The 14042-nt window shown below is 40.8% G+C and carries 11 protein-coding genes; all 11 read right to left on the bottom strand.

Going from position 1 to position 14042, the window contains the following annotated elements; translation table 11 throughout:
- Positions 1-22 precede the first annotated feature (22 nt).
- The 11 genes from ftsZ to JM81_RS07375 are packed head-to-tail and all read right to left on the bottom strand — an operon-like array spanning position 23 to position 14042.
- The gene (gene ftsZ / locus JM81_RS07325; protein WP_089262320.1) at positions 23-1921 is read right to left on the bottom strand and encodes a cell division protein FtsZ; all 1899 of its coding nucleotides are present in this window, start codon (positions 1919-1921) and stop codon (positions 23-25) included.
- Between the two features lie 44 nt (positions 1922-1965).
- Positions 1966-3309 (bottom strand): cell division protein FtsA, encoded by a 1344-nt coding sequence (ftsA, locus tag JM81_RS07330; RefSeq protein WP_089262322.1) that lies wholly within the window; start codon positions 3307-3309, stop codon positions 1966-1968.
- A 7-nt stretch (positions 3310-3316) separates the two neighbouring features.
- A complete protein-coding gene (locus JM81_RS07335) occupies positions 3317-4036 on the bottom strand; it encodes a cell division protein FtsQ/DivIB (protein ID WP_144801837.1) in 720 nt (239 codons plus the stop codon).
- Positions 4026-5378: a UDP-N-acetylmuramate--L-alanine ligase gene (gene murC / locus JM81_RS07340; RefSeq protein WP_144801840.1), complete on the bottom strand. Its 1353-nt coding sequence runs from the start codon at positions 5376-5378 to the stop codon at positions 4026-4028. Before murC ends, JM81_RS07335 begins: the two co-directional genes overlap by 11 nt.
- A 1-nt stretch (position 5379) precedes the next feature.
- Complete coding sequence (gene murG / locus JM81_RS07345) at positions 5380-6468, bottom strand: undecaprenyldiphospho-muramoylpentapeptide beta-N-acetylglucosaminyltransferase (protein ID WP_144801842.1); 1089 nt, start codon at positions 6466-6468, stop codon at positions 5380-5382.
- Positions 6455-7657 (bottom strand): FtsW/RodA/SpoVE family cell cycle protein, encoded by a 1203-nt coding sequence (locus JM81_RS07350; protein ID WP_089262330.1) that lies wholly within the window; start codon positions 7655-7657, stop codon positions 6455-6457. The genes murG and JM81_RS07350 overlap by 14 nt, the downstream gene beginning before the upstream one ends.
- Before the next feature lies 1 nt (position 7658).
- Positions 7659-8993, bottom strand: coding sequence for a UDP-N-acetylmuramoyl-L-alanine--D-glutamate ligase (gene murD, locus JM81_RS07355; RefSeq protein ID WP_144801845.1), 1335 nt, complete (start codon positions 8991-8993; stop codon positions 7659-7661).
- Positions 8994-10214 carry a phospho-N-acetylmuramoyl-pentapeptide-transferase gene (gene mraY / locus JM81_RS07360; RefSeq protein ID WP_144801848.1) on the bottom strand — a complete coding sequence of 407 codons (1221 nt, stop codon included), beginning with the start codon at positions 10212-10214 and terminating at the stop codon, positions 8994-8996.
- Positions 10215-10248: 34 nt separating this feature from the next.
- Positions 10249-11712: a UDP-N-acetylmuramoyl-L-alanyl-D-glutamate--2,6-diaminopimelate ligase gene (locus JM81_RS07365; protein WP_144801851.1), complete on the bottom strand. Its 1464-nt coding sequence runs from the start codon at positions 11710-11712 to the stop codon at positions 10249-10251.
- Positions 11709-13715, bottom strand: a complete 2007-nt coding sequence (locus JM81_RS07370) for a penicillin-binding protein (RefSeq protein WP_089262338.1) — start codon at positions 13713-13715, stop codon at positions 11709-11711. The genes JM81_RS07365 and JM81_RS07370 overlap by 4 nt, the downstream gene beginning before the upstream one ends.
- Positions 13716-14042: an FtsL-like putative cell division protein gene (locus tag JM81_RS07375; RefSeq protein ID WP_089262485.1), complete on the bottom strand. Its 327-nt coding sequence runs from the start codon at positions 14040-14042 to the stop codon at positions 13716-13718. It abuts the gene before it with no gap.

Raw genomic sequence — 14042 nt, forward strand, 5'->3', positions numbered from 1 at the left:
ATAGCTGTGCCATTTACGTTCCTTAATCTACATTATCATGTAAAAAAGAATTATTGGAACGCAATTGGATCTCGTCGTTACTATCATCGCTTAACGAGGTTCTAGAGATTTTCTTTTCCCTTGGGGCATCATTTAAATGAATTCCCTGTCTTTGGTAAGCCGGTTTGTTCTCATCATAGGAACTTGGCTTTGTATTTTTGAAATTATAATTATAATCCTTTAATTTTCTTCTACGATCATCTGCCCTTTCCCTCAATAATTCCTCTATTGGAGTTTCCATTGGATCTAAAGGAGCATCGGTAGGTCTTTCTTCCCTAACTGGAGCAACCGTTCTTTTCTCAAAAATCAATTCGTCCTCCACTATTTTCGGTTCAAATTCCTCTGCCTTAGACTTTGCACCGGTCAGCTTGCTTTCCAATTTCATATAGTCATCTAGGCTATAGCGCTTTTCCCCATTTTTATTATATTCCAGAACAGGAATAATCTCTATACTATCCTTTACGTCCAAATCCTTAACTTCATCATTAAGGTTAAAGGTGATAACATTCTCTTTTTCCTCTTCCCTGGATGGCATATCAAAATTAAAGGCAATTTCCTCATCATGATCTCTGGCCTTTAAAACCTCTGGATCTACAACTTCAATATTTCTTGCGGCAGTATCTACGATTACAAAATCATCTTCGGAGACGTTTTCTGCCACTACCTCCTCATAAAATACATTAAAATTCTTAATGTAGTTCGTGGTAGGTATCAAATCAAATTCCGCTTCGTCAACAAATTGATATTTAGATACGGGCTTTACTTCCTCCTCTTCCTCATCCATCTCCAAGGTATGTACGGTTTTGGTATTGGATAGCAACATTGCCTCGGCACGTTGACCGTCCTCTAAGGTATGGATGATTTTTTTTGACTCCGTATTTACAATATCATCCTGTTGCTCAATATTAAAACCCGTGGCAATTACCGTTACGGCAATAGCCTCTCCTAAACTTTCATCCTCACCGACACCCATAATGATGTTGGCGCCATAACCTGCCTCTATTTGGATATGATCGTTGATCTCTCCAATTTCATCGATCGTAATTTCCTGTGCCCCAGAAACGATTAACAGCAATACGTTTTTAGCTCCTTGAATCTTATTATCGTTCAACAAGGGCGAATCCAATGCTTTCATGATCGCTTCGTTGGCACGTGCTGATCCAGATGCAATAGCGGACCCCATTATAGCGGTTCCACTATTGGACAATACGGTCTTGGCATCACGTAAATCTATATTCTGTGTATAGTGATGCGTAATTACCTCTGCAATACCCCTAGCGGCCGTTGCCAATACTTCGTCCGCTTTGGAAAAACCAGCTTTAAAACCAAGGTTACCATATACCTCCCTTAGTTTATTGTTGTTAATAACAATCAGCGAATCAACATTTTTACGTAGTTTTTCTATACCGCGATGCGCTTGGTCTACACGCATTTTACCTTCAAACTGAAATGGCATGGTTACGATACCAACGGTAAGAACATCCATTTCTTTTGCGAATTTTGCAATGACGGGAGCAGCACCAGTTCCTGTTCCCCCACCCATACCAGCAGTAATGAATATCATTTTTGTCGTAGAATCCAACATACCCTTTATCTCCTCCATGCTTTCCATGGCGGCCTGTTCCCCAACTTCAGGATTGGCACCAGCACCCAAACCTTCCGTTAACGAAACGCCCAATTGAATCTTATTGGGCACCGGACTATTATCCAAAGCTTGTGAGTCGGTATTACAGATTACAAAATCCACTCCGTTAATTCCTGCCTGGAACATGTGGTTAATGGCATTGCTACCGCCACCACCTACTCCAATGACCTTTATAACGTTACTTTGATTCTTTGGCAAATCAAAAGAGATATTATCAAATTCGCTGTTCTTACTCATATTCTAATTATTACTGGTTTGTATTATGTTGTTCTATGCTATTGCTACTCTGCGTTATCTAAGAATTCCTTTAATTTTTCGGTCCATTTGTCAAATACGGATTTACGTTCCTTATGAACGTCCGGGCGATTAACGACCGTTTGGTTTCCCTCTGCATATACCAATTCCTCTTCCTTTTCCTGCTCTTGCTCCTGAAGAATTTCCTCTTTAGTTAACTTTACCTTCTCTTGGTTCTTAATGGCATTCATTAAAAGACCAACAGCGGTTGCGTACAAGGGACTGGCCACTTCTTCATCGGAATCACCGGCCAAATGCTCATTGGGGTACCCTATTCGTGTATCCATACCCGTAATGTATTCTACCAACTGCTTTAAGTGCTTTAATTGACTACCGCCTCCTGTTAAAACAATGCCTGCGATCAATTTTTTCTTTTGTTCTTCATGACCGTAGTTCTTGATCTCAACATAAACTTGTTCTATGATTTCAACTACACGTGCATGAATTATTTTAGAAAGGTTTTTTAATGAAATTTCTTTTGGCTCCCTACCTCTTAATCCCGGTATGGAAACTATTTCATTATCCCTATTCTCCCCTGGCCATGCTGAGCCAAATCTTGTTTTCAACAGCTCTGCCTGCTTCTCTATGATGCTACAGCCCTCCTTGATGTCTTCTGTAATGACACCACCACCAAAAGGAATTACGGCAGTATGCCTAATGATCCCGTCCTTAAAAATTGCAAGATCAGTAGTACCTCCACCTATATCTATCAATGCAACCCCAGCTTCCTTTTCCTCTTGGCTCAATACCGCATCTGACGATGCCAATGGCTCCAAGGTAATGTTGCCCAAGTCCAGACCTGCGCTCTTAATACAGCGGCCCACATTCTTTATGGATACCACCTGGCCTACCACAACATGAAAATTGGCTTCTAGACGACCACCGTACATACCAATAGGCTCCCTAATTTCTGCCTGACCATCTACTTTGTATTCTTGCGGTAATACATGAATGATTTCTTCACCAGGTAACATAATCAATTTGTGCACTTGATTACATAGTGTATCCACATCTTCTTCATTGATGACTTCCTCTGAATCCTTTCTGGTGATATAATCGCTGTGCTGCAAACTTCTAATATGCTGCCCGGCAATACCCACCACAACAGAACCGATCTTAAGACCAGAATTGGCCTCTGCCTCTTCTACGGCCTGCTGAATGGATTTTATGGTTTGTGTAATATTGTTTACCACACCACGGTGTACACCCAAACTCTTGGATTTACCGATACCCAAAATCTCTATCTTACCGTATTCATTCTGCTTACCAATAATGGCAACGATCTTTGTTGTTCCAATGTCTAGACCGACCGAATATTTAGTTTGTTCCATCTTTAAATTATATTTTAGTGCACACCACCTGGTTATTGAATTCTAAACTTACTTCTGCATAATCCTCCAAGGTTTGATCCTTGGTAGCCTTGGCATAAAACGCCTTAAAATTGCTGAACTTCCCCTCCAAACCATCAATACCGCCTAAATTCACTACAAAATCGTTAAGCCTTAATCGCAATTGGTATTCGTTTTCTCTTTTGATATGAATACCTACCACGGTTTTTCTAAAAAAATCGTCAGCATTTATATGCTCCAATATGACATAGACATCCTCAAGGCTTTTACCGCTGATATTGCCTGTTATTATGGGAACTCTTGCTGAATGATTACTGGAAAGAGGCATACGCTTTCCGTCCTCATCCAAATAAAATTTTGTATCCCCCTCTATGCGTCCGATTGGTTTGCGCTGAACAATTTTTGAATTAAGCTCACCATCTATAGTTAGATAGACCTGGGCACTTTTCACCATTTCATTGGCCTCAATGGCCTTTTCTACAGTATTCAAAACTATATTTTCTTTGGGCACATTTTGTAGGCTCCCGTATTTTTGTATTAACAATTTATTAACCGCCCCTTCAGTAAGATATAGATTCTGATCACCAACAAAACTTACCTTCATACCGGTTACGTTCTTGGCACTGTTTCTTGCATTGGAAAACGCATATAACCCCATGATTACCAGAACCAAAGCCGCCAACTTTATATAATTCCAATTAAATCGCATATGACATTTCTTTTTTAATTTTTACTATTTCCAAACCAATATCCCCAGCACCCATTGTCACCAATACATCAGGATTTTCAGCTTTTATTCGTGGAATGATTTGTTCCTTTGAAATTAAAGCCTTATTACCGCTTGTTATCTTGCTCAGCAACCATTGGGAATCTACCCCGGGTATTGCTTCTTCCCGTGCAGGATAAATATCCAACAACAATATATTTGTAAACCGTGAAAGACTTTTTGCAAAATCGTCCACAAAATCCCTTGTCCTGGAGTACAGATGCGGTTGAAAAATAGCCAACACTTTTTTATAGGGATGCATTTCTGAGATTGCCTCAAAAACGGCATTGATTTCCGTAGGATGGTGCGCATAATCATCTATAAAAACAAACTCCTCATTTTTTAGCTGATACGAAAAACGCCTTTGCACTCCTTTAAATGTTGCCAATGCTTTAGCAAGGCGATGTGGTGGGGAACCAGATTCCATCGCCATCGCAAAAGCAACCAAACCGTTCAGCAAATTATGCCTTCCGGGCTTGTTGAATTCAACCCCTTTCAGCGTGGCATCGGGGGTCTCCAAATCGAATATGTAGGTACCACGTTCTATTGTTATGTTTCGGATGCAATAATCCGAATCGTCTTCTATTCCATAGGTATACCCCTGTAAAGGCAACCCGTTACGAACGAAAAGTTTTCCGCCCGGTTTAATTCTTTTGGTAAAATCAATAAAGGTTTTCTCCAATTCCCCGGCATTACCATAAATATCCAAATGATCGGCATCCATAGAGGTGACACATGCTACATTGGGCGATAGTTGCATAAAGGAACGATCAAATTCATCTGCCTCAACTACAGAAAATTCCGTTCCCTCTAACAAAAAATTACTATTGAAATCTTCTGAAATACCTCCTAAAAAGGCAGTTAACGAAACGCCGGACTCTTTTAAAAGGTGTGCCAAAATGCTCGATGTCGTAGTTTTACCATGGGTTCCGGCCACCGCAAAGCAAAACGAATCCTTGGTAATCAACCCAAGTACCGCCGACCGTTTTTTGATGTCGAAATTATTGGTCAAGAAATATTGGTATTCCGTATGCTGTGAAGGTACCGCTGGGGTATATACCACCAATGTATGTGCACTGTCAAGATACTTATCCGGTATTAGGGCAACATTATCCTCGTAATGGATTTCCATACCGGCAGCGACCAATTCCTTGGTCAGTGGCGTTTCGGTTTTATCATACCCGGCCACCGATTTTTCTATAAATGCAAAATAACGCGCCAAGGCGGACATACCTATGCCCCCAATGCCTATAAAATACACGTTATGTATTTGCGCTAAATTCATTTTATCTTATTATTTTTTCTATTTCGTCACAGATATCGGCAGTTGCATTTGGTAATGCCAACGCTTTACTGTTCTTTGATAATGTTGCTTGTTTTTCAGCAGAGTTCAGTACTGCCTCAAACTCGCCTTTAAACTTTTCGTCCAGCTCACTTTCCCGTATCATTACGGCTGCATCATGACCAACCAATGACAATGCATTTTTTGTCTGATGGTCTTCTGCTACTACCGGTGACGGAATAAAAAATGTAGGTTTCCCAACCAAGCATAATTCTGATACCGCACCTGCTCCAGCTCGTGATATAATAAAATCTGCCGCTACATAGGCCTTATCCATCGAGTTTAAAAAAGCATGAACCTTTATAGTTGCTGACTGATTTCCTTTATACGTATCGTAATACCCTTTTCCACATTGCCATATTACCTGTAACCCCAATGATTCAAAATATGCCATGTTGTCCGCAACCAATTGATTAATACGTCTAGCACCTAAACTACCCCCCAATACCAATAGCGTTTTCCTATTAGAATCCAATTCAAAATAATCTAACGCCTCGCTCTTTGTTGCGTTTAGCGTAACCAAATCTGAACGTACAGGGTTACCCGTTTTTACTATTTTATCTTTTGGAAAAAACTGTTCCATACCATCATAGGCTACACAGATTTTTTCCACTTTGTCCTTCAATAGTTTATTGGTAATACCGGCAAATGAATTCTGCTCTTGCAGCAAACAAGGTACCCCCTTAACGGTAGCCATTTTTAATAATGGACCGCTGGCAAAACCACCTGTACCAATTACGGCATGGGGTTTAAACTTCGATACGATGCTGTTTGCTTTCATTAAACTGCTTATCAATTTTATAGGAAAAAGCAGATTTTTAAGGGTCAGTTTTCGCTGTATCCCTGTTATCCACAATCCTTCTATTTTATATCCTGCCTGCGGCACTTTCTCCATCTCCATTCTGTCCTTTGCCCCTACGAACAAAAATTCGGCATCAGGATACCTTCTCTTCAGTTCGTTGGCAATGGCAATTGCCGGGTAAATATGTCCGCCGGTACCGCCACCGGACAAGATGAATCTATAATTGCCCACTTAATATCTCTAAAGGGTTCGTTTCATCCATATCGTCTTCGGCCATACTTTCTTGCACTATACTTTTATTACTTGCACTCAATATGATGCCTATGGCCAAACAGGTCATCCAACTTGAGGTTCCACCACTACTGATCAGAGGCAAATTCTGTCCGGTTACGGGAAAAAGCTCTACAGCTACCGCCATATTGATCATTGCCTGAAAAACAATGGGCAAACCAACCCCCAATACCAATAATTTAGCAAACACGGTAGAGGCTCCGTTGGCGACAACCACAATGCGGAACAATAGGAACAAATAGAAAAGCATTAGGCCAAAGCCACCTAGCAGACCATATTCCTCTACAATTATGGCATAAATAAAATCTGACGAACTCTGTGGCAAAAAGTTTTTCTGAATACTCTTACCGGCCCCTTTTCCTACCACACCCCCTGTTGCAATTGCAATCTTTGCACGTTCTATCTGGTAATTGGCCTCTGTATTTTCAGGATTGGAAAAGCTATCTATACGGCTCATCCATGTATCTACCCTATTGGGAAACAAATCTGGAAATGCCTTTGCCGTTACTATGAATATAGACAGGAACAAAATTCCTGCACCCACTATACCCAGCAAATACTTCATTGGATAACCGCCCAGAAAGCATAGGATCATTACCATGGAAAACAAAATGGCGGCCGTTGAAAAATTAGCGGGCAAAATCAACATAACGATCAAGAACACCGGTAACCATAAAGGCAGAATACTTTCCTTAAAAGTAATCTGAATCTCCCTAACCTTAGAAAAATATCTGGCCACATAGATCATTAATACAACTGCCGCCAAGTTAGAAGGTTGAAATCCAAACCCCACTATGGGCAAGCGTATCCACCGGCTATCATTTGTGCCACCACCGGATGTTCCCTGAGCCAATACAAATACGAGCAATACCACCACAATTGGCAATGCGATCATGGACAGGCCCTTAAAGAAATGAGTGGGTATTCTATGTACGGCATAAATAATTCCAAAACCCAAGAAGAGCAAAATAGCATGCTTTACCAAATGGCCAACCGTGGTACCGTTGCCCACTACATAGACCAGATTACTACTTGCACTATACACGGGCAAAAACGAGAACAATGCCAATAGTGCCGCAATGGCCCAAATAGCTTTATCCCCTTTTATATTTTGAAATATGTTCAACACCCTATAAATTCCTTACACAGTTCTTAAATTGATTTCCACGATCTTCATAATTTTCAAAAAGATCAAAACTTGCACACGCCGGTGACAATAAGACCGTATCACCACGTTCCGCTATTTTATAAGCTACCTTTACCGCTTCCTCCATGGCAAAAGTCTCTACCAAAAGATCTACGGCATTGCCAAAAACATCCTTTATTTTTTCATTGTTCTCCCCAAGACATATTATGGCCTTTACCTTTTCACGCACCAACGGCATCAATTCCATATATTCATTGCCCTTATCTACACCGCCCACAATCCATACCGTTGGGGTCTTTACACTATCCAAGGCGTAATATGCCGCGTTTACATTAGTGGCTTTGGAGTCGTTGATATACTCTACATGATGTATTTTCAATACTTTTTCCAAACGGTGCGGCGCCCCTTGAAAATTAGACACACATGCCCTAATCGTTTCTTTTCTGATACCGATTAATTTTGCAATCGTGGCAGCTGCCATGGAGTTCTTTACATTGTGCTGACCTTCTAAGGCCAAAGTGTCTTTAATCATGCTAATAGTGTCTGTTGTTGTTTTTATTATTATCTCGTTTTGTGCTAAAAATGCTCCTTCTTTAAATTCCTCTTTCAATGAAAAAGGCATTAATTTCGATTTGACCGGGTGCTCCTTGAGCCATTGTACCACTACTTCATCGTCTGCATCATAAATCAAGTAATCTGACTCATCTTGATTTTCCGCTATTCTAAATTTCGATGCGATATAGTTTTCAAATTCATATTCATACCGATCTAAATGGTCTGGCGTAATATTGGTAATCACCGCTATGTGCGGTTTAAAATCTACAATACCGTCCAATTGAAAGCTGCTGATCTCAAGTACATAATACTCAAAGTCGTTTTCTGCCACCATCTTCGCATAGCTATCGCCAATATTCCCTGCCATACCCACTTTTAAACCTGCTTCGGCAAGAATATGGTTCGTCAACATGGTCGTGGTAGTCTTTCCGTTGCTCCCCGTAATACCTATAATTTTTGCATCGGTGTATTTTGATGCAAATTCAATTTCAGATATTACCGGAATCCCTTTTTCCACCAGTCTTTTTATCAAGGAAACTTTATCCGGTATACCCGGACTCTTCATTACCAAATCGGCAGTTAAGATGCGGTCTTCAGAATGTGTTTCTTCTTCCCAATCAATTCCAAAATGCTCAAGAACGTTTTTATACTTCTCTTTAATTTTTCCTTTATCGGATACAAAAACTTCGTATCCTTTTTTCAATCCTAAAATGGCTGTTCCTACTCCACTTTCTCCTCCTCCAAGCACTACCAACAACGCCATCTATCTAATTTTTAAAGTAACTATAGTGATAATGGCCAATAGAATGCCTACAATCCAAAATCGTGTTACAATCTTACTTTCGTGATATCCCTTTTTCTGGTAATGGTGATGTAATGGCGACATTAAAAATATACGTCTGCCTTCTCCATATTTATTTCGAGTGTATTTGAAATAGCCTACTTGCAACATCACTGAAAGTGACTCGGCAAAAAATATTCCGCACAATACAGGTATCAATAATTCTTTACGTACGATAATTGCAATAACAGCTATTACACCACCTATTGTTAAACTACCGGTATCTCCCATAAATACTTGGGCCGGAAAAGCATTGTACCATAAAAATCCTATCAGGGCCCCTACAAAAGCAGTGATAAAAATCAATAGTTCACCAACCCTTGGTATATACATAATATCTAAATAGTCAGAGAAAATAATATTACCCGATACCAAAGCGAATATGCCCAAAGTAAAAACGATAATGGCAGAAGTACCTGCAGCAAGACCATCAATACCATCCGTAAGGTTTGCACCGTTAGAGACGGCCGTTACAATAAGGATGATAATTGGGATAAACAACAACCATGCATATTGTGTGGCTCCTTCTCCGGCCCATTCTATTAAATAACCATAGTCAAATTCATTGTTCTTAAAGAAGGGCACCGTGGTCATGGTAGATTTTATTTCCGCCCCCTTAACCTGCTCTACGGTATATTCACTCGTAATGATGGTTTTATCATGATCGCGCATGGTAACGGCCGGATGAAAATATAGCACTGCACCTACTATAAGGCCTAAGGTTACCTGGCCCAACACCTTAAACCTGCCCTGTAAACCTTCCTTGTTCTTTTTAAACACCTTAATATAATCATCCAAAAAGCCAATAGCCCCCATCCATAACATGGTGAAGACCAATAGAATGATATAGATATTCTCCAATCTGGCAAATAATAGTACGGGAATCAAGGTGGCCATTATAATAATAATGCCGCCCATGGTTGGCGTACCCGCTTTTTGCTTTTGCCCTTCCAACCCTAGGTCACGAATAGTCTCGCCCACTTGCTGTCGTTGCAAAAACAAAATAATACGCTTACCAAAAGCCGTCGCGATCATTAGGGAAAACAATATGGCCATTGCCGCGCGAAACGTGCTAAACTGAAATAGCGATGCCCCGGGGAACTGGTATTGTTTTTCTAAATATTCGAACAGGTAGGTTAACATATATCTTTTTGGTTTTGACCCAATGTGGCCAAGGTTATTTATCTAGGTTGTTCAATACTTCCTTTACTATCTTAAAATCATCAAAATCTACACGAACACCATTGGTTTCCTGATAGGTCTCGTGCCCTTTCCCCGCTACTAGAATGATATCGTTATCATTGGCAAGTTGACAGGCGGTCTTTATGGCCTGCTCCCTGTTTTCTATGGAAAGGATTTTCTTAAAATGCTGGGGCTCCACACCGGCTTCCATTTCAGCAATGATCTCTGTTGGGGATTCCGTTCTAGGATTATCCGATGTCAATATGACCTTATTGCTCATATCCGCAGCGATATTGCCCATTACCGGACGCTTAGATCTGTCTCTATCGCCACCACACCCCACAACGGTGATGACGTTTTCATTTCCAGTTCTCAACGTGTTGATTGTCTCAAGCACATTTTTTAGAGCGTCCGGCGTATGGGCATAATCAACAATAGCCGTAATTCTGTTTTTTGATATAAAATATTGAAACCTTCCGTCTACATTGTCCAATTCACTGATCAGACGTAGGGTTTCCAATTTTTGCAGTCCCAATAAATCTGCCGTGGCAAAAATGGCCAGCATATTATAGGCATTAAAATGACCGATCAACTTGGTCCACAGTTCGTGCTCATCGATTTTTAACAATTGGCCATCAAACTGATTTTCCAAAATCTGCGCCCTATAATCCGCATAATTCTTTAAGGCATAGGTAAATTTCCTTGCTTTGGTATTCTGTAACATGACAAGACCGTTCTTATCATCAATATTGGTCAGTGCAAAGGCAGATTTGGATAATTGATCGAACAATTTCTTTTTCGTATCCCTGTACTCCGCAAATGTCTTATGATAATCTAAATGATCATGGGAGAGATTTGTAAAAATCGCACCCTCGAATACCAAACCTTCTGTTCTTTTTTGATGTATACCGTGCGAACTTACTTCCATAAAGCAATATTCAACACCGGCCTCGTTCATCATTTCCAAGTACTTGTTGATGACCAAAGCATCTGGGGTAGTATGCTTGGTAGGGTATTCCGCATCATCTATCATAATCTTTATCGTGGACAACAGCCCTACCTTGTAGCCTGCTTTTATAAACAATTGATAAAGTAGGCTGGACACCGTTGTTTTCCCATTGGTACCCGTAACCCCAACCAATTTTAAATTTTTTGACGGATTGCCATAGTAGTTGGATGCCATGACCGCCAAGGCCTGGTTCCCGTTCTCTACCTCAACATAGGTAACCTCATCTTGCATGGTATCCGGCAATTCCTCACAGATTACAGCCCTAGCACCTGCCTTAACTACCGCATCTATATATTTATGACCATCTGTCAACGTACCCTTTATGGCTACAAAAACATCATTTTTCTGTACCTGACGGGAATCAAAGCATATTGAAGCTATATCACAGGAGGTCGTACCGCTAACCGCAGTAAGATGTACACCATATAATATGTCCTTCAATAATTTCATATCAGTTCCAATACAATTTTTTTGACTGTCTTTAAATCCGTGCCTTTTGAGATGGACTGTCGTTTTACCTTTCCATTGCCCCTTACCTCTACTTCAATACCTAAATTTTCAAGTATGGCAACGGCATCCATACCGCTCATACCCTTTACATTTGGCACCTGTGCATATTGCTGCTGTGCCTTCTTATAATATCCTTGGTATGCCTTTTCGGCATCGGCTATTTGTATGTTCTCCACATCTACCTCACTCGTTAATGGCGATGTAGCATATACTTTTTGTGCTACCGACTTAAATACCGGCCCAGAAACATCTGCGCCATAGTAACCAACACTCTTATCCGGCTTATGGATTACCACAATACAGGAATACTTAGGATTGTCCGCCGGAAAATAACCTGCAAAAGATGAGATATATTCATATTTGCTCTTGTCCTTGGACACATAATTGGTCTGTGTGGTGCCTGTTTTACCGGCCATTGAAAAATTGGGGGAATACATACCATGGCCCGTACCATATTCCTTCTCGACTACATCTTTTAGAATCTGTTGCACTTTCTTTACGGTCTGTGGGGAACAAACGGCAGGGTTCAGCACTTCCTTATCAAATCTTTTGATGGATTTGTTCCATTCCTTGACCTCTTTTAACAGTCTTGGCTTCACCATTTCGCCATCATTGGCAATTGCATTATAGAATGCCAAGGTCTGCAGCGGTGTCATGGATACCTCATAACCATAGGCCATTTGCGCCAATGACAAACCAGACCAGCCTTTGTCGCCAGGGTACCGCAATACCGGAATTCCCTCTCCACGAACGGGCAAGCCCAACTCTTTATGAATACCCATACCCATTAGGCGGTTTACATATTTCTCCGGATCATTTTTATAACCGTTATGTATCATTTTGGCAAAAGCGGTATTAGAGGACACCTCAAAAGCCTTGGCCACGGAAATTTTTCCATATCCACCATGTTTGGAATCCTTTACCCAATGCCTGTATATTTTCCATTTTCCGTTCTCGGTATCTATTACCGTACTGGTATCTACCACTTTATCCTCTAAAGCGGCCACCAAATTCATTAACTTAAAGGTAGAACCCGGTTCATGGGACTCTCCTATAGCGTAATTTAAGCGCTCATAATATTTACCCTCTGGCGTTTGCCCTAAGTTGGCAATTGCCTTTACCTCACCGGTCTTCACTTCCATTACGATGACCGTACCATGGTCGGCCTGATATTTTTCCAATTGTCCCAAAAGTGCATGGTGGGCTATATCCTGTATATTGATATCTATGGTAGAGTACACATCATAACCATCCTTTGGCTCTATAATGTTATCCGTTCCTATTGGTTTCCAAAGCCCTTTGGCAATTTTTTGTTTAGCACGCTTACCTTCCACCCCCCGTAAATATTCACCAAAAGCACCTTCCATACCTACACGGGTACGGTAGCCGTCCTTATCCACACGCTCATACCCTACACTACGCTCGGCAATTTTTCCTAAAGGATGCTCACGCTTGGTCTTTTGCTCAATGATCAAACCACCCTTATACGCACCTTTATTGAAAAGCGGAAAGGATTTTACGGCCATATAATCAGAATAATCAAGATCGCGTACGATCAGGGCATACCTGTTCTTATTTTCCTTGGCCTTCCTTAAAACCTGTTGGTAATGTGAAGATGTCTTTCCAAATTGTTTGGCCAAGGCATCTGCCAATGGCTTTACGTTTTCCTTGAAATCCTCATTGCTTACGGTAACGGCATCAAAACGAATGGTATACTTAGATACCGATGTTGCCAATAAGCTACCGTCATCTGAATATAGGTTGCCTCTGTTGGGCTCTATAGTAAAGATGTGCGAGGTACGGGTCTCCGCCAAAGCCTTGTATTTTTCGCCATCCACAATTTGGATGGACACCAGCTTAAACAGCACAGCACCGGCAAATAGCACCAGGAACCCTGCTACTATATAAAGTCGTTTTAATATGCTTTTATCGGTGGCGGCCATTTACTGCTCTTCGTTAATTGATTTTACCCTAATTTTTTGCGGCGGCGTTTCTGATGGAAACAAACCTATTTCCGCTATTTTGTCCGTTATGCTCGATTCCAATTTTAATTGCTGCACATCTGAACGCATATCTACAAATTCATTGCGCAGTTCCTTTACCTCTTCATTCAATAAAGCGATGGTATGGACCTTCTGGTCCGCACTATGTGAACTACTGATCATCACAGTTGCCAAAAAGGAAATAAAAATGATGAACAGCCAATTTTTTGGAGAGTCTCCACTCACCAAAAACTTACCTTTTAAGAGGTCCAATACCCCTGTTTTCAT

Origin of the sequence: Maribacter sp. MAR_2009_72, from assembly GCF_007827235.1 — a bacterium.
GTDB classification, from domain to species: domain Bacteria; phylum Bacteroidota; class Bacteroidia; order Flavobacteriales; family Flavobacteriaceae; genus Maribacter; species Maribacter sedimenticola.

Coding starts and splice junctions, on each gene's coding strand:
- JM81_RS07370 (WP_089262338.1), bottom strand. CDS start 13,715: ATGGCCGCCACCGATAAAAGCATATTAAAACGACTTTATATAGTAGCA.
- mraY (WP_144801848.1), bottom strand. CDS start 10,214: ATGTTAACCTACCTGTTCGAATATTTAGAAAAACAATACCAGTTCCCC.
- murC (WP_144801840.1), bottom strand. CDS start 5,378: ATGAATTTAGCGCAAATACATAACGTGTATTTTATAGGCATTGGGGGC.
- JM81_RS07365 (WP_144801851.1), bottom strand. CDS start 11,712: ATGAAATTATTGAAGGACATATTATATGGTGTACATCTTACTGCGGTT.
- ftsZ (WP_089262320.1), bottom strand. CDS start 1,921: ATGAGTAAGAACAGCGAATTTGATAATATCTCTTTTGATTTGCCAAAG.
- JM81_RS07375 (WP_089262485.1), bottom strand. CDS start 14,042: ATGAAAACAGGGGTATTGGACCTCTTAAAAGGTAAGTTTTTGGTGAGT.
- murD (WP_144801845.1), bottom strand. CDS start 8,993: ATGGCGTTGTTGGTAGTGCTTGGAGGAGGAGAAAGTGGAGTAGGAACA.
- ftsA (WP_089262322.1), bottom strand. CDS start 3,309: ATGGAACAAACTAAATATTCGGTCGGTCTAGACATTGGAACAACAAAG.
- JM81_RS07335 (WP_144801837.1), bottom strand. CDS start 4,036: ATGCGATTTAATTGGAATTATATAAAGTTGGCGGCTTTGGTTCTGGTA.